This is a genomic window from Cobetia sp., from assembly GCF_983723665.1.
This window is the reverse complement of record NZ_CFDJES010000020.1, coordinates 5,601-28,500: the sequence shown is the minus strand read 5'-3', so window position 1 is coordinate 28,500 and position 22,900 is coordinate 5,601. Positions and strand designations below refer to the sequence as shown.

General features: G+C 62.2%; 18 protein-coding genes. 11 read left to right on the top strand and 7 right to left on the bottom strand.

Going from position 1 to position 22,900, the window contains the following annotated elements; all coding sequences use genetic code 11:
- Positions 1–263 precede the first annotated feature (263 nt).
- The gene (locus tag AC4FAH_RS03805) at positions 264–1,109 is read left to right on the top strand and encodes a glycosyltransferase family 2 protein (RefSeq protein WP_153635003.1); all 846 of its coding nucleotides are present in this window, start codon (positions 264–266) and stop codon (positions 1,107–1,109) included.
- A gap of 2 nt (positions 1,110–1,111) precedes the next feature.
- Positions 1,112–2,245 (top strand): glycosyltransferase family 4 protein, encoded by a 1,134-nt coding sequence (locus AC4FAH_RS03800; RefSeq protein WP_153635002.1) that lies wholly within the window; start codon positions 1,112–1,114, stop codon positions 2,243–2,245.
- A 162-nt stretch (positions 2,246–2,407) separates the two neighbouring features.
- On the opposite strand, the gene AC4FAH_RS03795 is transcribed toward AC4FAH_RS03800, so the two are convergent.
- From AC4FAH_RS03795 to rfaD, 3 genes are all read right to left on the bottom strand, one after another.
- Complete coding sequence (locus AC4FAH_RS03795; protein ID WP_153635001.1) at positions 2,408–3,319, bottom strand: hypothetical protein; 912 nt, start codon at positions 3,317–3,319, stop codon at positions 2,408–2,410.
- Positions 3,316–4,335: a lipopolysaccharide heptosyltransferase II gene (waaF, locus tag AC4FAH_RS03790; RefSeq protein ID WP_043331640.1), complete on the bottom strand. Its 1,020-nt coding sequence runs from the start codon at positions 4,333–4,335 to the stop codon at positions 3,316–3,318. The genes AC4FAH_RS03795 and waaF overlap by 4 nt, the downstream gene beginning before the upstream one ends.
- Positions 4,336–4,467: 132 nt before the next feature.
- On the bottom strand, positions 4,468–5,424 hold the full coding sequence (gene rfaD, locus AC4FAH_RS03785; RefSeq protein WP_054556380.1) for an ADP-glyceromanno-heptose 6-epimerase: 957 nt from the start codon (positions 5,422–5,424) through the stop codon (positions 4,468–4,470).
- A gap of 169 nt (positions 5,425–5,593) precedes the next feature.
- Here rfaD and glyQ point away from each other — a divergent pair, with 169 nt between their 5' ends.
- The 5 genes from glyQ to AC4FAH_RS03760 all read left to right on the top strand — a co-directional run bounded on the left by glyQ (position 5,594) and on the right by AC4FAH_RS03760 (position 11,381).
- Positions 5,594–6,550 carry a glycine--tRNA ligase subunit alpha gene (gene glyQ, locus AC4FAH_RS03780; RefSeq protein WP_107335756.1) on the top strand — a complete coding sequence of 319 codons (957 nt, stop codon included), beginning with the start codon at positions 5,594–5,596 and terminating at the stop codon, positions 6,548–6,550.
- 2 nt (positions 6,551–6,552) lie between these two features.
- A complete protein-coding gene (gene glyS / locus AC4FAH_RS03775) occupies positions 6,553–8,622 on the top strand; it encodes a glycine--tRNA ligase subunit beta (RefSeq protein ID WP_153635000.1) in 2,070 nt (689 codons plus the stop codon).
- A 376-nt stretch (positions 8,623–8,998) separates the two neighbouring features.
- Positions 8,999–9,628, top strand: a complete 630-nt coding sequence (gene gmhB, locus AC4FAH_RS03770; RefSeq protein ID WP_153634999.1) for a D-glycero-beta-D-manno-heptose 1,7-bisphosphate 7-phosphatase — start codon at positions 8,999–9,001, stop codon at positions 9,626–9,628.
- Positions 9,629–9,765: 137 nt separating this feature from the next.
- A complete protein-coding gene (gene luxS, locus AC4FAH_RS03765) occupies positions 9,766–10,278 on the top strand; it encodes an S-ribosylhomocysteine lyase (protein ID WP_043331647.1) in 513 nt (170 codons plus the stop codon).
- 155 nt (positions 10,279–10,433) lie between these two features.
- Positions 10,434–11,381 (top strand): alpha/beta hydrolase, encoded by a 948-nt coding sequence (locus AC4FAH_RS03760; RefSeq protein WP_490245652.1) that lies wholly within the window; start codon positions 10,434–10,436, stop codon positions 11,379–11,381.
- A 159-nt stretch (positions 11,382–11,540) separates the two neighbouring features.
- Here the strand turns inward: AC4FAH_RS03760 and gyrB are convergent, their stop codons facing one another.
- From gyrB to dnaA, 4 genes are all read right to left on the bottom strand, one after another.
- On the bottom strand, positions 11,541–13,958 hold the full coding sequence (gene gyrB, locus AC4FAH_RS03755; protein WP_153634997.1) for a DNA topoisomerase (ATP-hydrolyzing) subunit B: 2,418 nt from the start codon (positions 13,956–13,958) through the stop codon (positions 11,541–11,543).
- A gap of 19 nt (positions 13,959–13,977) precedes the next feature.
- Positions 13,978–15,063, bottom strand: a complete 1,086-nt coding sequence (gene recF, locus AC4FAH_RS03750) for a DNA replication/repair protein RecF (protein WP_153636738.1) — start codon at positions 15,061–15,063, stop codon at positions 13,978–13,980.
- Between the two features lie 176 nt (positions 15,064–15,239).
- A complete protein-coding gene (dnaN, locus tag AC4FAH_RS03745; RefSeq protein ID WP_043331653.1) occupies positions 15,240–16,343 on the bottom strand; it encodes a DNA polymerase III subunit beta in 1,104 nt (367 codons plus the stop codon).
- Positions 16,344–16,488: 145 nt separating this feature from the next.
- Positions 16,489–17,976 (bottom strand): chromosomal replication initiator protein DnaA, encoded by a 1,488-nt coding sequence (dnaA, locus tag AC4FAH_RS03740; RefSeq protein WP_043331654.1) that lies wholly within the window; start codon positions 17,974–17,976, stop codon positions 16,489–16,491.
- 886 nt (positions 17,977–18,862) lie between these two features.
- On the opposite strand from dnaA, the gene rpmH reads away from it, so the two are divergent.
- From rpmH to mnmE, 4 genes are all read left to right on the top strand, one after another.
- Positions 18,863–18,997, top strand: a complete 135-nt coding sequence (gene rpmH, locus AC4FAH_RS03735) for a 50S ribosomal protein L34 (RefSeq protein WP_043331656.1) — start codon at positions 18,863–18,865, stop codon at positions 18,995–18,997.
- Positions 18,998–19,008: 11 nt separating this feature from the next.
- Positions 19,009–19,398 (top strand): ribonuclease P protein component, encoded by a 390-nt coding sequence (gene rnpA, locus AC4FAH_RS03730; protein ID WP_052384306.1) that lies wholly within the window; start codon positions 19,009–19,011, stop codon positions 19,396–19,398.
- 119 nt (positions 19,399–19,517) lie between these two features.
- Complete coding sequence (gene yidC, locus AC4FAH_RS03725; protein ID WP_054556376.1) at positions 19,518–21,182, top strand: membrane protein insertase YidC; 1,665 nt, start codon at positions 19,518–19,520, stop codon at positions 21,180–21,182.
- A 209-nt stretch (positions 21,183–21,391) separates the two neighbouring features.
- Complete coding sequence (gene mnmE, locus AC4FAH_RS03720; RefSeq protein WP_153636737.1) at positions 21,392–22,810, top strand: tRNA uridine-5-carboxymethylaminomethyl(34) synthesis GTPase MnmE; 1,419 nt, start codon at positions 21,392–21,394, stop codon at positions 22,808–22,810.
- Positions 22,811–22,900 lie beyond the last annotated feature (90 nt).

Below are 22,900 nucleotides of genomic sequence, written 5' to 3'. Positions count from 1 at the left end.
TTCACCCCGACACATCATGCGGCGTGCCTGGCCCGCATCCGCAGCGCCTATCAAGCTTGAGCCGACCAAGACTGATCCTTCACGCATGGCGCTTCCCGAATGGCACTTCAGAATACCGCCCGGCAAGGCATCGGCGACCATGCAGTGTACGATAGCGACATGAATCGTCGGCAGACGCATCGCCCAGGCGAGCCTGCCACTGAGTCCCATCGGCGCCTGCCACACCCCGTCGTGCTGCAGGCGCCCTTATGACAGAGACCGTCATGAATACGAGCGACGAGGCCCCGGCCGCCCATTCTTCTGATGGCAAGCTACACACCGCCGTACCCATCACCGGCTGTGTCATCACCCTCAATGAAGCCCACAACATCGAGGACTGCCTGCGCTCGCTGGCCCAGGTCTGCGATGAGCTGATCGTGGTCGATTCCGGCTCCACCGATGCCACCTGCGAGCTGGCGCGCAACATGGGCGCCGTGGTGATCGATCAACCCTACCTGGGCGACGGGCCGCAGAAGAATGTCGGGCCGAGCCATGCCAGCCACCGCTGGGTGCTGTCTCTGGATGCCGATGAGCGCCTGACCGACGGTGCCGTCAGCGCCATCCGGGAACTGGCACTCGACAGCACGCCCCATGATGGCTTCGCGCTACGCCGTCGCAACTTCATCGGCTCGCGCTGGGTGAGGCATGCCGGCTGGTATCCCGATTACTGCCTGCGCCTGTATGACCGCGAGAAACTCGCCTTCCGCGATTCGCGTCAGCACAGCTCGGTGCAGGCCAACCATCCCTGCGAGCTGGACGCCGATCTCGAGCATTACAGCTTCGCCAATCTCGGTGAACTGTTCGTCAAGGCCAGTGGCCGTTTCTCGAACCGCGCCGCCAAGATCATGTATCAGAAGGGAAAACGCGCCAACGCCTTCACTCCCTTCCTGCATGCCAGCAATGCCTTCATGCGCAAGTTCGTCTTCCAGGCCGGCTTCCGCGATGGCGTCGATGGCTTCTCGGTGGCGCTGTCGGCCAGCGTCAATGCCTACCTGAAATACGCCAAGCTGCTGGAATTCCAGCGCGACGCCAAGGTGCGTGAGGCCGAAGATTTCAACAAGGTATGGTGACCATGACCTCTAGCTGTGAGCCGACTGCCGCGCGAGGTGTGACGCGCCCGCTTCACGTACGCCATGTCAATCTGGCACGCGGCTTTCGCGGCGGTGAGCGCCAGACGCTCAACCTGATCGCGGACCTGGCGCGACGCGCAAGCCCGGGGGAGAACGGCGAAGCCGGCGCGCCGATCCGCCAGTCACTGGTGTGCCTGCGGGGCTCGCCCTTGATCAGCGAACTGGCGGCGCTTGAGCTTGCCGTCACGGTGGACGTGATCGAGATCAGCGGACGCTTCAAGGGCCATCTCGGCCAGCCCCGCGCCGATATCGTGCATGCTCACGAAGCCAAGGCCGTGCACTGGGCATGGCTGCATCAGCGCCTCACCGGCACGCCCTACCTGCTGACACGCCGGGTGCCCCAGCCGGTGAAGGACAAGCCGTTCAATCGCCTGACCTATCGCGCGGCCGCCTGCCGGGTGGCGATTTCGTCGGTGATCGAATCTCACCTGCGGGAGCGCCAATGGGGCGAGACGGCGTTGATTCCCAGCACCCTCGCCCATCTGCCCAGCGACAAGCAGGCCGTGGCCGAGCTACGCCAGCATTTCGGCAATACGCCCGCAGGGGATCGTGTTGTCATCGGGCATGTCGGCGCCCTGGTGGACCGCCACAAGGGCCAGCGAGTGCTGATCGAGGCGGCCCGCAGGCTGCGCGACAGCCACCCGCAGCTGCTGTTCGTCTGCCTGGGCGCTGGTGAGGACGAGGCGGCCTTCAAGGCGGAAAGTGGCGATCTCGACAATCTGGTCTGGGAAGGCTTCCACACCAATGTCGGCGACTATCTGGAAGCCTTCGATCTGTTCGCCTTTCCGTCACGCAACGAGGGTCTCGGCTCGATTCTGCTCGACGTGATGGATCACGGCGTACCGATCATCGCAAGCGATGTGGATGGCATCCCCGATATCGTGCATGACGACAGCACCGGCGTGCTGGTACCCACCGGCGATGCCCAGGCACTGGCTGCCGCCATCGTGGCACTCGTCGCTGATGCACCACGTCGGGAGCGGCTGGTCGCGGGGGCACGGAGGCATCTGGCACGCTTCACTCCCAGCGCCATGGGCGAGGCCTATCTGGGGCTTTATCAGCGGCTGGCACGCTAGACCACTTTTCATCTCAGACAGCTGGCCCACAAGCACCTATCGTCCAGGCACCTATCATCCAAGTACCTATCGCCCGGCTAGAGAATAAAAAAGCCCTGTTTCATGTGAAACATCACAATGAAACAGGGCTTTTTTCGTTTTTCCAAACAGCAGGTCAGCAACTCAGGCGCGCGAATCACCGTCCTCCAGGCCGCGCAGATCCGGCCAACCTTCATCCACACCCAATACGGGATATGTCTTGGGATCCAGCGGACCTGGTTCGCTTTCGGGTCGACACTCACGCAGCGCAGCCTGCAGCCGCTGCAGGGCCTCACCGCCTTCGGCACCAGCGGTCACTCTGTCCCAGAACTCACGATGTACCGCCTTGATGACGACGGGCACGCTGGGCACACCGACCTGTTGCGCCATGGCCAGACGATGCAGGCCACGGTTGATCTTGAGCAGGCGACCCTCACGCGTCACCGCGACACCCATCTCGTCCTTGGTGACCCCCTGACGAAAGCCATTGCTGGCCATGTCCTGCAGATAACCGCGATAACAGCGCAGATAGCCGAGAATCTGCTCCTCACTGTCCATCAACAGCCCATCACGCGGAGACGCCCACGGCTTGCCCGCCTCCAGCAAGGCCTTCAAGTGCTGATAGCGCTCCGTCACCGTCAGGTCATCGCCATGCTCGATCAGGTCCCGCATCAGACGCGAGCGTGAACCGAAACGGAAGGCACCGCGCCGCAGGTCCCAGTCGCCATCCCAGATGAAGGCGTTGGAGGAAGGCCGGTTGCGCTTGTCACGCCCGAAGTTGACGTCGCGCACCAGCTCACGCGGATTGACCCAGACCGTCAACGCCTCCTGCCCCATCACGTCTTCCAGCGCATGACGCGGCAGGCCACGGCGCTCAAGGGACTGATGGCGTGCACGCTGGCGCTTCCAGCGCATCAACCAGCAACGACTGAACGGCAGTATCAGGTGGTGCTCGCACCAGGCACGCAGCGCCTCGATCCGCTGAGCACGCTGCATGGCCCCGCGCATGCGCGGGTGGATCAGATCATCCGTCGTACGGTTTCTCGGCAGGTTCACCGCGCATCCTCATCCAGCGAGATCGCCGTCAACAGTCGCTCGGGAGCAATATGGTTCAGGCAATTGGTATGCCCCAGCGGGCAGACGCGCTTGAAGCAGGGTGAACACTCCAGCGCCAGCCAGTGGATCTCGCGATTGGCCGTCAGCGGCGGCGTGTAATGCGGCGACGAGGAACCGTAGATACCCTGGATACGGGCCCCTACCGCGGCCGCGACATGCATCAGGCCGGAGTCATTGCTGACCACTTCCCGACACTCGGCGATCAGGTCCACCGCATCCGCCAGCCGCGTCTTGCCACACAGGTTGTGAACGCCCGCAAGCCCCTGGGCGATCTCCTCCCCCGCCGCGACATCCTTGGGGCCACCGAAGATGCGCACCTCGGCCCCCTGGCGAGTCAATGACTCGGCAAGCGCGCGAAAGTGCGCCAGCGGCCACTGCTTGGCCGGGCCATATTCCGCCCCGGGCATCATGCCGATGATGGGTGCCGGCGGCGCCACCAGTCCCAACTCGCCGCGCAAGCGCAGCTGATTGGCGCTGTCAGTGACCAGAGCGGGCTCCGGGATGCCCGCCGGCGGATTGGCCTCCTCAACGGGCAGGCCCAGCGACGTGAAGCGCTTGACGGTCTGATCGAGCACCGACTTGTCGAGCTTGCGGCACTCGGTGAGCAGGCCGTAGCGCTGCTCACCGGTGAAGCCGACGCGCACCGGAATGCGCGCGAAGAACGGCACCAGCGCTGCCTTCCACGAGCGCGGCAACACGATGGCGCGGTCGAAGCGCCCACGCAGCGAACGCCCGAGCTGCCAGCGCGCCTTAAGGGCGAAGTCACCATGCCCCGCCGGCAACGCCAGTGCCTCCTCGACCTCGGGCATGCGCTCGATGATCGGCTGCGACCAGGCGGGCGCCAGCACACTGATCCGGCAGCCGGGCGAGCGCTGCTTCAGCGTCATGAACAGGCTCTGCGCCATCACCATGTCGCCGACCCAGCTGGGCCCGACCACCAGAATGCGCTCACTCATGCCTTGCTCCTCTTCACGGCCAATCCTCCTTGCGGGTGCGCTTGCCCTGCCCCATCGCCCTTGCGAGGCAGGCGCTCACCCTCAATCCACACACGCTCAGTCCGCACGCGCTCAGTCCACACGTGCTCGGACTCAGCGATTCAGCCATTCGAGATAGGCGCGCGTGCCCTGGGCAACGGTCTTGAATTCGACGTTGCAGCCGGCCTTGCGCAGCTTGCCGATATCGGCACGCGTGAAGCTCTGGTAGCGACCCTTGAGGTTTTCCGGGAAGTCGATGTACTCGATCTCGCCCTTCTCGTAGTACTCGATGACGGTCTCGGCGATCGCCTTGAACGGCTCGGCGCGACCGGTACCCAGATTGAAGATGCCGGAGGCTTCCGGGTGATCGAGGAACCACAGGTTCACGTCGACCACATCACCGACATAGACGAAGTCACGGCTCTGCATGCCGGCATCGTAGCCATCGTAGGCGCCGAACAGCTTGGGGTTCTCGCCCGCCTTCACCTGGGTGTGATGGTGATAGGCTACGCTGGCCATCTTGCCCTTGTGCTGCTCACGCGGGCCGTAGACATTGAAATAGCGGAAGCCGACGACCTGGGTGGTCAGGCTGTCCCAGCGCTGGCGCACGTGCTGATCGAACAGCAGCTTGGAGTAGCCGTAGACGTTGAGCGGACCTTCGAACTCCGGCGTTTCCTTGAAGACCTGGCTGTCGCCGTAGGTCGCCGCGGAGCTCGCGTAGAGGAAGGGAATCTGGTTCGCTTCGCAGAAGTTGAGCAGCACCTTGGAGTACTCGAAGTTGTTCTCGAGCATGAACTGGCCGTCCCACTCGGTGGTGTCCGAGCAGGCGCCTTCGTGGAAGATCGCCTCGATCTTCGGCAACTCGGCATACTCGCCCATCAGGCTCGACTGGACGCGAATCAGGAAGTCGTCCTTGTCGAGGTAATCGGCGATGGTCAGGTCCGCCAGATTGACGAACTTGGTGCCGTCACTCAGGTCATCCACCACCAGGATATCGGTACGGCCGCGGTCATTGAGTGCCTTGACGATATTGGCACCGATGAAGCCGGCGCCTCCGGTAACGACGATCATTTGAGCTCCCAGAGCCTCTAGAGGCTTGTAGGCAACGCGCGCGTTCAGTAACGCGACACATCAGAATTTGGAAATGGCACGCACTCGGTTTCGTCTGCGGCCTATAACCCGATAAGCGGGGATTGTATACTCGGCAGTTCTCGAATTCATGGGCCAACGGGCTTCACCAATGACACAGCCAGACGTGAAAACCTTCCAGGGCCTGATTCTGGCCCTGCAGCAATACTGGGCCGAACAGGGTTGCATCATCCTGCAACCATTGGATATGGAGGTTGGCGCGGGGACTTTCCACCCGGCGACCTTCCTGCGCTCCATCGGTCCTGAAACCTGGAACGCTGCCTACGTGCAGCCTTCCCGCCGTCCCACCGACGGCCGCTACGGCGAAAACCCCAATCGCCTGCAGCACTATTATCAGTTCCAGGTGGTGATGAAGCCGTCACCGGCCAACCTGCAGGAGCTCTATCTGGGCTCGCTGGAGCGTCTGGGCATCGACCCGCTGGTCCACGACATCCGTTTCGTCGAGGACAACTGGGAATCTCCGACGCTGGGCGCCTGGGGCCTCGGCTGGGAAATGTGGCTCAACGGCATGGAAGTGACCCAGTTCACCTACTTCCAGCAGGCAGGCGGCATCGAATGCTTCCCGGTCACCGGCGAGCTGACCTACGGCCTCGAGCGCATCGCGATGTACCTGCAGGACGTGGACAGCGTCTACGACCTGATCTGGACCACCGCGCCGGACGGCTCCGTCGTGACCTATGGCGACGTCTTCCTGCAGAACGAGAAGGAGCAATCGGCCTACAACTTCGAGCACGCTGCCGTGCCGGAGCTGTTCGCTGCCTTCGATCACTGCGAGAGCGAGTGCCAGAAGCTGCTGACCGCCAACCTGCCGCTGCCGGCCTACGAGCAGGTACTGAAGGCATCACATACCTTCAACCTGCTGGATGCGCGTCACGCCATCTCCGTCACCGAGCGTCAGCGCTACATCCTGCGCGTGCGCACTCTCGCCCGTGATGTGGCCCACGCCTATTACGATTCGCGCAAGGCCGCCGGCTTCCCGCTGGCCCCGCAAGCGCTGCGTGATGAGCTGCTCGCCGCCGATGACACCACTACCGAGGGAGACGCGTAAGCATGGCCTCCGTGAATACCCTGCTGATCGAACTGGGCTGCGAAGAACTGCCGCCGGGCGCCATCGACGCACTCGCTGACAGCCTCGCCAACGGCCTCGCCGATGGCCTGCGCGACGCCGAAGTCGCCTTCGGTCAGGTACGTGCCTACGCCACACCGCGTCGTCTGGCGGTGATGATCGAATCCCTGGCCGAGCGCCAGCCGGATCGCGAGATCGAGAAGCGCGGGCCGGCCAAGGCCGCCGCCTTCAAGGATGGCGAACCGACCCGTGCGGTGCAGGGCTTCGCCCGCTCCTGCGGTGTCGAAGTCAGTGATCTGATCGAGCTGGAAACCGACAAGGGCACCTGGCTCGGCTATCGTCACACCCAGCCGGGCGAGCATCTCTCCGCCCTGCTGCCGGCCATGCTGGAGCAGGTCGTGGCTCGCCTGCCGGTGCCGAAGAACATGCGCTGGGGTGCCTCACGCATCGAGTTCTCGCGTCCGGTGCATTGGCTGGTCGCGCTCTACGGCAGCGAAGTGATCGAGGCCAGCGTGCTCGGCCTCGACTCCGGTCGCACCACCTTCGGCCACCGCTTCCATGCGCCGCAGGCCATCACGCTGGCGCACGCCGAGGACTATCTCGACGCGCTGGAAGATGCCCGCGTGCTGGCCAACCGTGAGGTGCGCCGTGAGCGTATCCGCGAACAGGTCCAGGCCGAGGCGGAAGTCTATGGTGCCAACGCCGTCATCGAGGAAGCCCTGCTCAACGAGGTCAACGGCCTCGTGGAATGGCCGGTGGCACTGACAGGCACCTTCGACGAGCGCTTCCTGGAAGTGCCGGCGGAGTGTCTGATCTCCTCCATGAAGGCCAACCAGAAGTACTTCCACCTGCTGGACAACGACGGCAAGCTCAAGCCGGCCTTCATCACCGTCTCCAATATCGAGAGCAAGGACCCACAACAGGTCATCTCCGGTAACGAGAAGGTGATTCGTCCGCGTCTGGGCGATGCCGCCTTCTTCTACGAGACCGACCTGCGCAGCACGCTGGAATCGCGTCGCGAGAAGCTCGAGAGCGTCGTCTTCCAGCAGAAGCTGGGCAGCATGGCCGAGAAGGCCCGTCGCAGCGAAGCCGTGGCACGCCACATCGCGGAACGCATCGGTGCCGATGTCGACCACGCCGCACGTGCCGCACAGCTGGCCAAGACCGACCTGGTCACCGAGATGGTGCTGGAGTTCCCGGAACTGCAGGGCATCATGGGCCACTACTACGCCCGTCACGATGGCGAAGATGCCACCGTCGCTCTCGCGCTGGAAGAACAGTATCTGCCGCGCTTCGCCGGCGATGCGATCCCCACGACCAAGGCCGGCATGGCGATTGCCCTGGCCGACCGTCTCGACACCCTGACCGGCATCTTCGGCATCGGTCAGCGTCCGACCGGCGCCAAGGACCCGTTCGCACTGCGTCGCGCCACCATCGGGGTGCTCAACATCCTGATCAAGGGTGAGCTGGACCTCGACCTGCGCGAGCTGCTGACCGTCAGCGCCAAGCAGCATCGTGATCTGCCCAAGGCCGAAGGACTGGTCGAGGACGTGCTCGAGTACATGCTCGATCGCTTCCGCGCCTGGGCCAGCGATGAAGGCATGGGTGCCGAACTGTACCTGGCCGTGCGTACCCTGAAGATCAGCAATCCGCTGGACTTCGCGCGTCGTCTGCGTGCCGTGCACGCCTTCGGCGAACGCCCGGAGGCCGCTGCTCTGGCTGCAGCCAACAAGCGCGTCTCCAACATCCTCGCCAAGGCCGAGCACGATGGTCGCACCGAGGTGGATGCGAGCCTGTTGAGCGAGCCGGCCGAGCAGGCACTGGCAGAGGCCCTGACGGCACGTGGCGCGGAAGTGGCACCGCTGTTCGCCGCGGCGCGCTACCAGGAGGCCCTCGATGCACTGGCCAGCCTGCGCGAGCCGGTCGATGCCTTCTTCGATCAGGTGATGGTCAACGCCGACGATGCCGCCGTGCGCGCCAATCGTCTGGCGATGCTGGCCAGTCTGCAAGGCCTGTTCATGGGTGTGGCCGACATCAGTCTGCTGACCCAATAAGAACTGCCGATCCACGCTGTCCCTGACATCGGTAACGCGCAGTCTCTGCAAAAGAACCCCGCCACGGCGGGGTTCTTTTGCATCCGGGGTCCCGAAATGCCGTGTTGCGTGACAGGATTTCACGCAACACGGCAGCGATGTCACAATTTCTGCCTTGATCCCCTACCTAGGTCGCACTAGTATTCCAGTATAGAAACAGTGTTCGAAAAGCGCGGCAGCCTGTCGCACCACGCACTTCGACCACTCGGCGCCATTTGCCCATCCCCACGTGCGAGCGTCATCTTGTGACTCGGCTCACAATTTTCCAGGCAAAGCGGCGACCCCTGACAAGCAGCCCGGCTGACGCCCCTGACTGCCCTGAAGTGAAGAGTTGACCATGCAAAAACTGATCGTGCTCGACCGTGATGGTGTCATCAATGAAGACTCCGATGCCTTCGTCAAGAACGCCGAGGAGTGGATCGAATACCCCACTTCCATCCAGGCCATTGCCCGTCTGACCCGCGCTGGCTATACCGTGGCCGTGGCGACCAATCAGTCCGGAATCGCCCGTGGCCATTTCGGCCACCGCGAACTCGACCAGATGCACACCAAGATGATGCAGCTGGTGAAGGAAGCCGGTGGCGATATCGCTCACATTGCCTACTGCCCGCATGGCCCGGACGACGGCTGCGATTGCCGCAAGCCGGAACCCGGTCTGCTCCACCAGATCCAGGATGCCCTGCAGATTCCCGACTTCGAAGGTGCCTGGATGCTGGGCGACAGCCTGCGTGACCTCATCGCGGGCCAGAAGGCCGGCTGTCGCGCCGCGCTGGTGATGACCGGCAAGGGCCAGAAGACGCTGGCAGATGGCGAGGGGCTCAAGGACGTGCTGGTAGTGGCCAACCTGGCCGACTTCACCAACCGCCTGCTCGATGGTGAGCTCAATCACCCCATGTCGGATGGTGAGCCGGGAAAGTCCCAGCGCCGCTGCGTCAGCTGTGAAGCCGCTGCCGAAAGCTATCTGTGAGGCGCGCCGGCCCTGCGATAACCCTGCGCACGGCGCGCTTGCCTCTCTAATCAGTAGCGGCGATATGCTACCCTTCAGACATGAATCCGGGCGGGCGACTGCCTGCCTGTCTCACTTCCTCATGCTGGAGGCTTCACATGCCACTGCTGGATAGCTTCACTGTCGATCACACCATCATGAAGGCGCCTGCCGTGCGCGTGGCCAAGAAGATGGGCACCCCGAAAGGCGACAACATCACCGTCTTCGACCTGCGCTTCTGCGTGCCGAATGAAGAGATTCTCTCCGAGAAAGGCATTCACACCCTCGAGCACCTGTTCGCCGGCTTCATGCGCGAGCACCTCAACGGTGATGACGTCGAGATCATCGATATCTCACCGATGGGTTGCCGTACCGGCTTCTACATGAGCCTGATCGGTGAACCGGAAGAAGCTCGCGTTGCCGCTGCCTGGTCTGCTGCCATGCAGGACGTGCTCAACGTGGCGCGTCAGGAAGAGATTCCGGAGCTCAACGTCTATCAGTGCGGCACCGCACAGATGCACTCTCTGGAAGAAGCCAAGCAGATCGCCAGCAACATCCTGTCCCGCGATATCGGCGTCAACCGCAATGACGAGCTGAAGCTGGATGAAGGCTTCCTCAATCAGGCGCACTAAGCCTTGAGGCAGCAAGCCTTGAGACATCGAGCCTTGAGGCACGGGGCTTGATCAGCCTGTCGAGTGCGCCGAGCACTTGAACGAAAAAGCCCGCTATCTGACCGGATCAGATAGCGGGCTTTTTTCATGACGTGACATCCGAGCGAGTGTAGCCAATGCCAGATTCCAGCAGCCATGCCTTTGATTTCACGACCTTCCTGGCAGACAAGGAAGCGTGGTCAGCGCCGAATGAACTCGTCCCCTACCGCTGCCGCGATGACAGCAGCCTGGGCTGTCGCCATTATCCCGCAGCAGGCATGTCAGGGAGCCGCTCACACCTAATCCTGCTGCATGGCTCCAGCGCTGACAGCCGTTATCTCGCATCGCTGGCAACGCGCCTGGCTGAGGCTGGTCATCATGTGCATACGCCGGACTTGCGCGGCCACGGCCCAGCCCCGCAGCGACGTGGCGACATCGACCACCTGCTCCAGCTCGAGGAAGACCTCGAGGACCTGATCCTGTCGCTCGAGCTACCAGCCGATGCCAGAGTCATTGTCGCTGGCCACTCTGCCGGAGGCGGCCTGGCACTGCGCTTCTCGGCCGCTGTCTGTCAGCGCCAGCGTGCCAATATTCCGCTGCACGGCGTCATACTGCTGGCACCGTACCTGCATCATCTCGCGCCCAACATGCGACGTGATTCACGCTGGGCACAGCCACGCATCGCGCGGATGCTGGCCTGCGCACTGCTGAATCGGCTCGGCATCCATCGCCTGGATCATATTGAGGTCCTTGGCTTCAATATCCCGCCAGAGTACCGCGATGCACATACCACCGACGCCTACTCGTGGCGCTTGATGACGGGCCTCAATCCTCGCGACTATCAAAGTGACCTCAAGGCGCTCGCCCATCATCAGCTGCCAGTGCTGGCGCTGATCGGCGAGCATGACGAGGCGTTTCATGCCGAGCGACTTGCTCAATGTCTGCAACCCCACCACCCCGCGGCGCAGGTGGAAGTCCTCGAGACAATCGATCACCTGGGGCTTGCGACGTCCTCCACCACGGCAGAGCGAATCACCGCCTGGCTGGCCGAGCAACGCACCGATCAGGACGGCACGCCCGGCTGAGGCGGCCCCCACGGTCGTGACCGAGCCGAGCCCCTCGCTGTTGTCCTTGCCCTAGACTGCGGCAACACGCACATGCAAAAACAGCCCCTGATCGAAGATCAGGGGCCGTTTTTCTAGCCCGGCTTGGCAAGACATCCGCCAAGCGCTAGCTCAACGCCATCAGACGTCGAGGTTGGCCACCAGCGCGAAGCGCTCGATGAAGTCACGGCGCGGTTCGACTTCATCACCCATCAAGGTGTTGAACATCTGATCGGCACCGATCGCATCCTCGACGGTCACACGCAGCATGCGACGGGACTCCGGATCCATGGTGGTTTCCCACAACTGATCCGGGTTCATCTCGCCCAGCCCCTTGTAGCGCTGGATGCTGAAGCCACGTGCCGCTTCCTTCATCAGCCAGTCGAGGGCTTCGTAGAAGGTGACGACTTCCTTCTTGCGCTCACCGCGCGAGACGTAGCTGCCAGCTTCCAGCAGGCCTTCCAGCATGTTGCCCAGCTCACTCATCTCGCGGTAGTCGGCGGACTTGAAGAAGTCGACATCCCACAGGTAATCGCTGCTGACACCATGTGCCGTCAGCGTCACCGCCGGCAGATAGAGATTGCGCTCGCCGTCGTGGCTGAGAGTGAAGCTGTAGTGCGGGCCGCCCTCATAGGCAATCAGGTCATCCATTTCCTTCTGGAGACCGTCGATCCAGCCTTGCACCTGAGACTGGTCCGCGAGAGCGGCCTCATCCAGATGCGGAGCGTGCACGATCTTGCGCAGCACGGCAGACGGATAGACACGCGCCAGACGATCGATGCGCTTCATCACGCCACGATACTGGTTGACCAGTGCTTCCAGCTGAGCGCCGGCGATGCCCGGGGCATCGGCGTTGACATGCAGCTTGCCGCCGTCCAACGCCGTAGCGGTCAGATAGTCCTGCAGCGCCTGCTCGTCCTTCAGATACTGCTCATGCTTGCCACGCTTGATTTTGTAGAGCGGCGGCTGGGCAATGAAGATATGACCGCGCTCGATCAGCTCCGGCATCTGACGGAAGAAGAAGGTCAGCAACAACGTACGGATGTGCGAACCATCGACGTCGGCATCCGTCATGATGATGACGGAGTGATAGCGCAGCTTGTCGGGATTGAACTCTTCACGACCGATACCGCAACCCAGCGCGGTGATCAGCGTGCCAACCTCGGCAGACGACAGCATCTTGTCGAAGCGCGCCTTCTCGACGTTGAGGATCTTGCCCTTCAGCGGCAGGATCGCCTGGGTACGACGATCACGCCCCTGCTTGGCGGAGCCACCAGCGGAATCACCCTCGACCAGGTACAGTTCAGAGAGACTCGGGTCCTTCTCCTGACAGTCAGCCAGCTTGCCCGGCAGACCTGCGATATCCAGGGCGCCCTTGCGACGCGTCATATCACGCGCCTTGCGTGCGGCTTCACGCGCCCGCGCCGCATCCAGCATCTTGTTGACGATGCCCTTGGCTTCGTTGGGCTTCTCGATCAGATACTCGGAGAACAGACGGCCCATTTCCTGCTCGACGGCTGTCTTGACCTCGGACGATACCAGCTTGTCCTTGGTCTGCGAGGAGAACTTCGGGTCCGGTACCTTGACCGAGATGATCGCGGTCAGACCTTCACGGGCATCATCCCCGGTCGTACCGACCTTGGATTTCTTGAGCAGACCTTCCGCCTCAATATAGCTATTGAGCGTACGCGTCAGTGCCGCACGGAAGCCGGCCAGGTGAGTCCCGCCATCGCGCTGAGGAATATTGTTGGTGTAGCAGAAGATATTCTCGGCGAAGCCTTCATTCCACTGCATCGCCACTTCGACGGCAATGCCATCCTCGCGCTCCATCTCGAAATGAAACACCGGATTCAAGGGCGCCTTGTTGGTGTTGATATGGTCAACAAACGCCTTGAGGCCACCTTCGTAATGGAACAGCTCTTCCTTGCCGCTGCGCTCGTCAATCAGACGGATGGCGACACCGGAGTTCAGGAAGGACAGCTCGCGCAGACGCTTGGCCAGAATCTCGTAGTGGAATTCGATATTGGCAAAGGTCAGCGGGGAAGGCTTGAAGCGCACCAGGGTACCGGTCTTCTCGGTCTGGCCCACGATGCCCAGCGGCGACTGCGGCTCGCCATGGCGATAGATCTGCTCGTGGACATTGCCCTGACGCCAGATGGTCAGTTTGAGCTCTTCGGATAGCGCGTTGACGACCGAGACACCCACACCGTGCAGACCGCCGGAGACCTTGTAGGAGTTGTCATCGAACTTACCGCCTGCGTGCAGCACGGTCATGATGACTTCCGCTGCGCTGACGCCTTCCTCTTCATGGATCTCGGTCGGCACACCACGACCGTTGTCGCTGACGGAAACTGACTCGTCGGCATGGATAACGACCCGGACTTCGCTACAGTGACCGGCCAGCGCCTCGTCGATGGAGTTATCCACCAGCTCGAACACCATATGATGCAGCCCCGTGCCGTCATCGGTATCACCGATATACATGCCGGGGCGCTTGCGTACGGCATCCAGGCCCTTGAGGACCTTGATGCTTGATGAGTCGTAAGCCTGTTCGCTCATTGGCTTCTCCGTCGTGAAATCATTCCGTGTGCAGTCGCCCGTGTTCCACGTGAAACATCCTGACATCAGTGTTCGGCAACCATACCCGATCCAATGTTTCGGGTTCGACGCAGGTCACGAAGACCTGGCACTCGAGGCCTGCCAACAGCTGGCAGAACAGACGGCGATGCTCGCCATCCAGTTCCGCCGGCAGATCGTCGATCAGGTAGACACAGGTACGTCCGTTCATTTCTTCGAGCAAGCGACCCTGAGCCAGCTTGAGAGCGCTGACCACCAGCTTCTGCTGGCCGCGAGACAACACCTCGACTGCAGGGCGTCGCCCCAGGCGAATACGCAAGTCGGCGCGTTGTGGGCCAGTCTGGGTAAAGCCCATATGGCTATCACTGTCGCGCCCTGCTGCCAGCACGTCGCCCAGAGGGCGCTTGGCATCCCAACCGCGCTGATAGCGCAGAGTCAGCTCGGGTAAATCAATCAGCTCGGCAAGCGTGGCTTGAAACAGAGGCGCCAGCGCCTGCATATATTCCATGCGCAGGGCATCAAGACGCTCGCTCCAGTGAGCAAACTCTCGATCCCAGACGTTAAGTGCCTGAACGTCCATCTTACCATGCCTGAGCAGTGCGTTCCGATGTTTGAGCGCCCGACGCACACGGCGCCAGACGTCGAAGAAGTCGTGTTTCACGTGAAACACACCCCAATCGAGGAACTCACGTCGGGCAGAGGGCGACCCCTCCAGCAACCGGAAGGCATCCGGATTGATCAGCTGCAACGGCAAGGCCTGAGCCAGCTGGGCGACTCGCTCTACCTTCTCGCCATCCAGCCGCATCTCCAGCCCATCTGCAGCCTGATCACGCCTTACCCCCAGGGGGCGCGGTGGATCGCCTGCCAAGCGGCCAAACAGCGTCATTCCCGCCGTGTCATGCGCAATGGCATGCTTGAGCTTGTGCGTGCGGAAAGAGCGCGCCAGCCCCAGCACATGGATACCTTCCAGCAGGCTCGACTTGCCACTGCCATTGGCACCACTGACCAGATTCACCCCTTTTCCCGGCGCCATATCGACTGTCGCCAGGTTGCGCAGATTCTGGAATTGAAGTCGTTCAAGCGCCATGACGGCCTCATTCGATAGAGAAATAGAGCCATGGCCGCCTTCGGGGCTCAAATACGACAACACCCGCCATTCAGGAGTGAAAATGGCGGGTGTTGTCGAGGCTCATTCTGCGATTGCGCGCGTTAATTGCGCCACAATTACGATTCAAGATACTGATTTAAAAAGAAATTACGATATTACAGACGCATCGGCATCACTACGTAACGCGCATCGCCGCCACCCGGCTCTTCCAGCAGCGCCGAGCTGTTGGCATCGGACAGCGTCAGCTGTACGCGATCGGCATCCAGCACTCCCAGCACATCGATCAGGTAACCGACGTTGAAGCCGATCTCGAGGCCAGCCCCTTGATAATCAAGGGCAATATTCTCTTCGGCCTCTTCCTGCTCGGGGTTGTTGGCCAGCACACGCAGGTTGCCGGCCTCCAGATAGAGGCGCACGCCACGGTACTTCTCGTTGGAGAGGATCGCGGTGCGCGACAGTACCTGACGCAGCTCGGCACGCTCGGCCACGATGACCTTGTCACCGCCACGCGGGACAACGCGCTCGTAATCCGGGAACTTGCCGTCCACCAGCTTGGAGGTGAAGGTGAAGTCGCCGGTCTGGGCACGCACGTGCGTCCCGCTGACCGTCAATGTCATCAGCTCGTTGCTGCCGTCGAGCAGGCGCGTCAGCTCAAGGATACCCTTGCGCGGAATGATCAGCTTCTGCGCTTCCGGCACGCTGATGTCAGCGGCCTGCTCGCAGACGGCCAGGCGGTGACCATCGGTCGCCACGGTACGCACCAGGTTGCTGGTCAGTTCCAGCAGCATGCCGTTGAGGTAATACCGGACATCCTGTTGCGCCATCGCGAAGGAGGTCGCGTCGATCAGATGCTTGAGGGTGCCGCGCGGCAGGCTGACGGTGATATCGCCCTGACCATCATCGATGTTCGGGAACTCGGCCACCGGCAAGGTCGACAGGGTGAAGCGTGAACGGCCGCTGCGCAGAATGGCACGCCCTTCTTCCAGCGCGAGAATGATCTCGCTGCCTTCGGGCAGTGACTTGCAGATATCCATCAGCTTGCGCGCCGGCACCGTCGCGGAACCCGGCTCATCGACACGGCTGGGCTCGACGCGCCCGATCAGCTCGACCTCAAGGTCAGTCCCGGTCAGCGACAGCTGCTGATCGGACACTTCAAGCAGCACATTGGACAGCACCGGCAGTGTCTGACGACGCTCGACGACACCCGCCACCAGGGACAGCGGGCGCAGCAGGGCTTCACGCGAAATGGCAAATTTCATGGAGACTCCACTCTCTGGAAACGGGGCAATGCTCGCTGACAGGCAGCGCGCACGCAAAAGAAATTCGGGGCCGCGACAGGCAAGCCCGGAGCACAGCAGGCCGATAGCGTGATTGTCGCCAACCCGACCTGCCGCTGCAATTCGATCAGCTGGTCAACAGACGCAGCAGATTCTTGTAGTCCTCGCGGATATCGGCGTTCTCTTCACGCAGCGAGGCCACCTTGCGACAGGCATGCAGCACCGTGGTGTGGTCTCGCCCACCGAAGGCATCGCCGATTTCCGGCAGGCTGTGGTTGGTCAGCTCCTTGGCGAGCGCCATCGCGACCTGACGCGGACGGGCGACGGAGCGCGAGCGGCGCTTGGAGTGAAGATCGGAAATCTTGATCTTGTAGTACTCGGCCACGGTGCGCTGGATATTGTCCACACCCACCTGCTTGTCCTGCAGTGCCAGCAGGTCCTTCAGGGATTCACGGATGAAGTCCTGATTGATCGCGCGCCCCATGAAGTGGGAGTCGGCGATGACCTTCTTCAAGGCACCTTCCAGCTCGCGCACGTTGGAGCGGATCTTCTGCGCGATGAAGAAGGCGGCATCGTGAGGCAGATCGACCTTGGCCTGATCGGCCTTCTTCATCAGGATCGCGACGCGCGTCTCGAGCTCCGGCGGCTCGATGGCGACGGTCAGCCCCCAGCCGAAGCGTGACTTGAGACGCTCCTCGACCCCATTGATCTCCTTCGGATAGCGGTCCGAGGTCAGGATCATCTGCTGACCACCCTCGAGCAACGCATTGAAGGTGTGGAAGAACTCCTCCTGGGAACGCTCCTTGCCAGCGAAGAACTGGATGTCATCGATCAGCAGCGCATCCACCGAACGGTAGAAACGCTTGAAGTCATTGATGGCATTGAGCTGCAGCGCCTTGACCATGTCCGCCACGAAGCGCTCGGAATGCAGGTAGACCACCTTGGCATTCTCGCCGCCCTGCTTGGCCAGATGATTGCCCACCGCGTGCATCAGGTGGGTCTTGCCCAGACCCACGCCGCCATACAGGAACAGCGGGTTGTAGGCGCCGCCGGGATTCTCGGAGACCTGACGCGAGGCCGCGCGGGCCAGCTGGTTGGACTTGCCTTCGACAAAGGTTTCGAAGGTGAAGTTCGGATTCAGGCCACTGGAATGCTTGAGGCTACCTTCTACCTGCACCTGGCGCGTGTTGCGACGCGGTGCCTGTTCCCGGGCGCCATCGCCGGCCATCTCACGCTCTTCCGCGAAATTGCCCCGCGGCGGCGTATGCACGGAAGGGGCACGCGGGCTCGGCATCTGGCCCGGCGCTTGCGCCTGGGCAGATACCGGCGACGCAGCCGCGCCTTCCGGACGCGGGTTCGAGACGGTCCGGCGGCTACCGACGCTCAGCTCGACCTTGGGCGGCTTGCCCGGTGCCAGCTCACGCAGCAGCTCGTGAATTCGTTTGAGGTACTTGTCATTGACCCAATCACGCACGAAGCGGTTGGGGGCGAGCAGGCACAGCTCTCCGCTGTCGCCTTCCTCAGCCTGCAGGGGACGAACCCAGGTATTGAACTGCTGTGAATTCAGCTCGTCTTGCAGGGCGTCAAGACATTGTTGCCAAAGTGCGAGCGACACGCGACCTCACATCCAGTTGTCGAAGGGGCGGCCATTGTATAGGCCAAGCCACGAGTTATCCACACGACATCTGCCGCAAAAAGCACTGTGGACAACATCGGTATTCTTCAAGTATCCGCATCGGGACAGGCTGGGGAGTATCCGCGCACAAGATTTCGACTGTGGACAAGACGACAGTTATGCACATGGCCATGCACAGGCTGAACGCAGGTTGCCCACCACTTATCGCCAGAGCTGTCCTATCGACATGCAATTGAGCAAGATAGGAAAAAACAGGTTATCCACAGCAACTGCCTTCCTTAATAGTTATTGGTTATTCAGAACTACTTCTCTGTAGTAATGACAGCAGCCCCGCGATCTTCGAATCACGCGAGGTGCGAGGGGCTGCGATCGCGCCGGCAGAATCCCGGGTTATCCACTGCGACTTTTCGGCACGCCTGACACGCCAGGGTCGGGAGTGCACAACCGCTCGTCAGAAACGCGAGTCCTTGAGGCTCACGACCGAACACAGGACTTGCGCCTTCCCGTGCATCGCCATGGCGGGCGATGCCGATCACTCAGCCCCACTGAGCGCTGAAAAAGCGCTGATCGCTTGCCTGGCGAGCGGTGCCTGTAGGCTCAAGGACGCCAAATCGAATTTTTTTGTGCCCGAAGGCCTGTCTTGCACGTGATCCGCGTGAGACACGAAGCGCCATATGGCGGGCGGCGTAGACGATATCTGTCGTCAAATGCCGCGAACGGGCTGTGGACAACTTCCAACGCGACATTGCAAGCCACTTGCAGATTCACTAGAATCCCTGCCCCTGACCAATCTGCCCTGTCCTCATGTGGATACAGGGCAACATTCGTTGACCTTTTCCAAACAACCACGTGGGAAGAAGCAGCTATGAAACGCACATTTCAGCCGAGCGTCCTGAAGCGCAAGCGCACACACGGTTTCCGTGCTCGTATGGCGACCAAAGGTGGCCGTGAGGTCATCCAGCGTCGTCGTGCGAAAGGCCGTAAGCGTCTGAGCGCCTGATCGAGGCCCGGATGTCCCGTCAGGGATTTCCCCGGCAGCTTCGCTTGCTGACTGCCGGGGATTACCGGCACGTCTTCGATCACACCACCCTCAAGGTACACGGCAAGGGGCTTCTGGCCCTGGCGTGTCCGAATGACCTGGGACATGCCCGCCTGGGGTTGGTGTTCAGCAAGAAGAACGTGCGCCGTGCCGTAGATCGCAACCGCCTCAAACGTCTGACGCGCGAATCCATTCGCCTCCGCCAGCAGCGCCTTCCGGCCGTCGACATCGTCGTACTGGCCAAGCGAGGCGTGACCGAGCTGGACAACGAGACTCTGCATCGCCAGCTGGACGGCATGTGGGCTCGTCTGGAGAAGGACGCCAGACGCCAGAAAGCGGCCAAGTCAACGCCACCTGCCTGACGCGACACCTGCCCGGTGCGTCCGGCATGTGGCGTTTTTTTCGTTATACGCCCTACCGTTCGTGACCGGACTCATCTGACTCCCCGCCAGATTGATTCACCCTCCAACGGGTATACACCATGGACGTCAAACGATTACTCCTCGTGATTCCGCTTGCGGTTGTCGCCTATCTGATGGTGGTCCAGTGGAACAAGGACTACGACCAGCCGGCTGCGGAAACACAGGCTCCCCAGGTTGCCTCTCAGGCCGCCAATGCCACTGCGCAAGGCCTTGAAGCCCCAAGCAGCAGCACGACTGCCAATGGCGATACCGGCCTCTCCACGCCGGATAGCGCAGCAAGCACCCCGAGCAACAACCTGATTGAAGTCAAGACTGACGTGCTGGACCTGCGTATCGATCCGCAGGGCGGTGACGTGGTCTATGCAGCGCTGCTCGAGCACAAGCAGAACAACGCTTCCGAGTCGCCCTTCGTGCTGCTGTCCGACAATCAGTCACGCAGCTACGTGGCCAAGTCCGGCCTGCAGCTGGATGGCCACAAGGGCCGTATCGCCTTCTCTGCCGACAGCAACAGCTACAGCCTTGCCGAGGGTGATGACAGCCTGCAAGTGGACCTGAAGGCCGACATCAATGGTGTTGCGGTCATCAAGCGCTTCACCGTCAGCCAGGACAGCTACCAGATCAAGGTCGACTACCTGCTGGACAACCAGTCACAGCAGCCGGTCAATGCTCGCTTCATCGGTCAGCTGGCCCGTGACAACAGCGCGGACCCGACCTCCGGTGGCGGCATGGGCATGAAGTCCTATCTGGGTGCGGCGTTCTCTTCTGAAGAGAACCACTACCAGAAGGTCGATTTCGAAGACATCCAGGACGGCAGCTTCAAGAATGTCGACGTCCAGGGTGGCTGGGTGTCCATGATCCAGCACTACTTCGTGTCTGCCTGGGTGCCGGCTGACAACCAGAAGAACCTCTACTACGCCAACGTCGACAAGCAGAACCGCAATGTCGCCGCCTTCGCGAGCCCGACGACCCAGATCGCCGCGGGTCAGCAGGCTGAGCTCGGCGCGACCCTGTTCGTCGGCCCGAAGGATCAGGACCAGCTGGAAGCGACCGCTCCCTACCTGGAACTGGTCGTCGACTTCGGCTGGCTGTGGTTCCTGGCCAACCCGCTGTTCTGGCTGCTGGAGCACATCCACGCGCTGGTCGGCAACTGGGGTGCCTCCATCATCCTGCTGACCGTTCTGGTCAAGGTCGTGCTGTTCCCACTGTCCGCGACCGCGTACCGCTCGATGGCCAAGATGCGCAAGATGGGCCCCGAGATGCAGCGCATCAAGGAGAAGTACGGCAGCGACCGCCAGAAGGTCTCGCAGGAGATGATGAAGTTCTACCAGACGGAGAAGATCAATCCGCTGGGGGGCTGTCTGCCGATCGTGATCCAGATGCCGGTCTTCATCGCCCTGTACTGGATGCTGATGGAATCCGTCGAACTGCGCCACGCGCCGTTCATGCTGTGGATCCAGGATCTGTCAGTGAAGGACCCGCTGTTCATCCTGCCGATCATCATGGGCCTGACGATGTTCATCCAGCAGCAGCTGAACCCGACGCCTCCGGACCCCACCCAGGCGAAGATCATGAAGATGCTGCCGATCGTCTTCACCTTCTTCTTCCTGTGGTTCCCGGCAGGTCTGGTGCTGTACTGGATCGTCAACAACACGCTGTCGATCGCTCAGCAGTACGTCATCACCCGTCAGATCGAGAATGCCGAGCCAACCAAGAAAGGCGCATGATGCCTTTCAGGTTCGCCTGACATGACTCACCCACGACCCTCGCCTCGGCGGGGGTCGTGGCGTTTCAGGCCCTGATTCCGAGGGCTGCGCCGACACTCCCGCCGCAAGGCGCCTTCCCCGTCACCCCGCTTGCTGTCACGGGCCTCCAGCCGCGACAATAGCGGCCATCTCCTTCATCTTCATTCCGGCTTCGCGCCCGAGGTTTGTGCATGTCTACCGCCTACCAGCCTGACTCCATCGCGGCCCTGGCCACTCCGCCCGGCCGTGGTGGCGTCGGCATCATCCGTGTCTCCGGTCCGGCCTGTCAGGCCATCGCCCAGGCCATGCTGGGCCAATGCCCGCCGGCACGCCGCGCCCACTATGGTCCCTTCATGGGACTCGATACCCAGGGCAACCCCATCGCCCTCGACGAAGGCATCGCGCTCTACTTCCAGGGCCCGAATTCCTTCACCGGCGAGGACGTGCTGGAGCTGCAAGGGCATGGCGGCCCGGTGATCATGGACCTGCTGCTGGAGCGCTGCGTGCAGCTGGGCGCACGTCTGGCACGCCCCGGTGAATTCAGCGAGCGCGCCTTCCTGAACGACAAGCTGGATCTCGCCCAGGCCGAAGCCATCGCCGACCTGATCGACGCCAGCTCACGCGCGGCGGCCGAGAATGCGCTGCGCTCGCTCAAGGGCGAGTTCTCGACGCGCGTCAGCGCGCTGGTGCAGCGCCTGATCGAGCTGCGCATCTACGTCGAGGCCGCCATCGACTTCCCCGAAGAGGAAATCGACTTCCTGGCCGACGGCCATGTCGCGGCGCGCCTCGATGAAGTCAAGGCCGAGCTGGTAGGCGTGCGAGCCGCTGCCAACCAGGGCGCCCTGATGCGCGAGGGCATGACGGTGGTGATCGCCGGCCGCCCGAATGCCGGCAAGTCGAGCCTGCTCAATGCGCTGACCGAGCAGGACACCGCCATCGTCACCGATATCGAAGGCACCACCCGCGACGTGCTGCGTGAGCACATCCATCTCGACGGCATGCCACTGCATATCATCGATACCGCCGGGCTGCGCGACACGCCGGACGCCGTCGAGCGCATCGGCGTGCAGCGCGCCTGGGACGAGATCGAGAAGGCGGACCGCGTCCTGCTGCTGGTCGATGCCGCGACCACCTCGGCGACGGACCCGATGGAGATCTGGCCGGAATTCGTCGCGCGCCTGCCGGACCCGTCCCGCCTGACGCTGGTCCGCAACAAGATCGACACCAGCGGCGAGACGCCGGGGTTGACCGCCATCACCGCAACACAGGATGGCGATGCCGAGCTGGCACGCCACCAGGCCAGCGTGGTGCGCATCTCGGCGCGCGACAATCAGGGCCTCGATGCGCTGCGCGATCACCTCAAGGACATCATGGGCTTCACCGGCACCGCAGAGGGGCGCTTCAGCGCCCGCCGCCGCCACCTGGATGCGCTGGAGCGCGCTGGCGTATCTCTCGACAACGGCGACGCCCAGCTGCATGGCGCCGGCGCCGGGGAGCTGCTGGCCGAAGACCTGCGCGCCGCCCAGATGGCACTGTCCGAGATCACCGGCGAATTTTCAGCCGATGATCTGCTCGGGGAAATCTTCGGCAGCTTCTGCATCGGCAAGTGATCGCACCGAAGTGATCGCGCCGAGCTGACTCTCGCCCGCAGCCGGCCTCTCTTGCCGACAGTGCTTGCGTCTGGCTGTCTCCCTCTCGTT

Excerpts from the sequence above, each read along its gene's own strand:
- AC4FAH_RS03805 (WP_153635003.1), top strand. The coding sequence starts at position 264 with ATGAATACGAGCGACGAGGCCCCGGCCGCCCATTCTTCTGATGGCAAG.
- AC4FAH_RS03800 (WP_153635002.1), top strand. The coding sequence starts at position 1,112 with ATGACCTCTAGCTGTGAGCCGACTGCCGCGCGAGGTGTGACGCGCCCG.
- waaF (WP_043331640.1), bottom strand. The coding sequence starts at position 4,335 with ATGAGTGAGCGCATTCTGGTGGTCGGGCCCAGCTGGGTCGGCGACATG.
- rfaD (WP_054556380.1), bottom strand. The coding sequence starts at position 5,424 with ATGATCGTCGTTACCGGAGGCGCCGGCTTCATCGGTGCCAATATCGTC.
- glyQ (WP_107335756.1), top strand. The coding sequence starts at position 5,594 with ATGACACAGCCAGACGTGAAAACCTTCCAGGGCCTGATTCTGGCCCTG.
- glyS (WP_153635000.1), top strand. The coding sequence starts at position 6,553 with ATGGCCTCCGTGAATACCCTGCTGATCGAACTGGGCTGCGAAGAACTG.
- gmhB (WP_153634999.1), top strand. The coding sequence starts at position 8,999 with ATGCAAAAACTGATCGTGCTCGACCGTGATGGTGTCATCAATGAAGAC.
- luxS (WP_043331647.1), top strand. The coding sequence starts at position 9,766 with ATGCCACTGCTGGATAGCTTCACTGTCGATCACACCATCATGAAGGCG.
- AC4FAH_RS03760 (WP_490245652.1), top strand. The coding sequence starts at position 10,434 with ATGCCAGATTCCAGCAGCCATGCCTTTGATTTCACGACCTTCCTGGCA.
- gyrB (WP_153634997.1), bottom strand. The coding sequence starts at position 13,958 with ATGAGCGAACAGGCTTACGACTCATCAAGCATCAAGGTCCTCAAGGGC.
- recF (WP_153636738.1), bottom strand. The coding sequence starts at position 15,063 with ATGGCGCTTGAACGACTTCAATTCCAGAATCTGCGCAACCTGGCGACA.
- dnaN (WP_043331653.1), bottom strand. The coding sequence starts at position 16,343 with ATGAAATTTGCCATTTCGCGTGAAGCCCTGCTGCGCCCGCTGTCCCTG.
- rpmH (WP_043331656.1), top strand. The coding sequence starts at position 18,863 with ATGAAACGCACATTTCAGCCGAGCGTCCTGAAGCGCAAGCGCACACAC.
- rnpA (WP_052384306.1), top strand. The coding sequence starts at position 19,009 with ATGTCCCGTCAGGGATTTCCCCGGCAGCTTCGCTTGCTGACTGCCGGG.
- yidC (WP_054556376.1), top strand. The coding sequence starts at position 19,518 with ATGGACGTCAAACGATTACTCCTCGTGATTCCGCTTGCGGTTGTCGCC.
- mnmE (WP_153636737.1), top strand. The coding sequence starts at position 21,392 with ATGTCTACCGCCTACCAGCCTGACTCCATCGCGGCCCTGGCCACTCCG.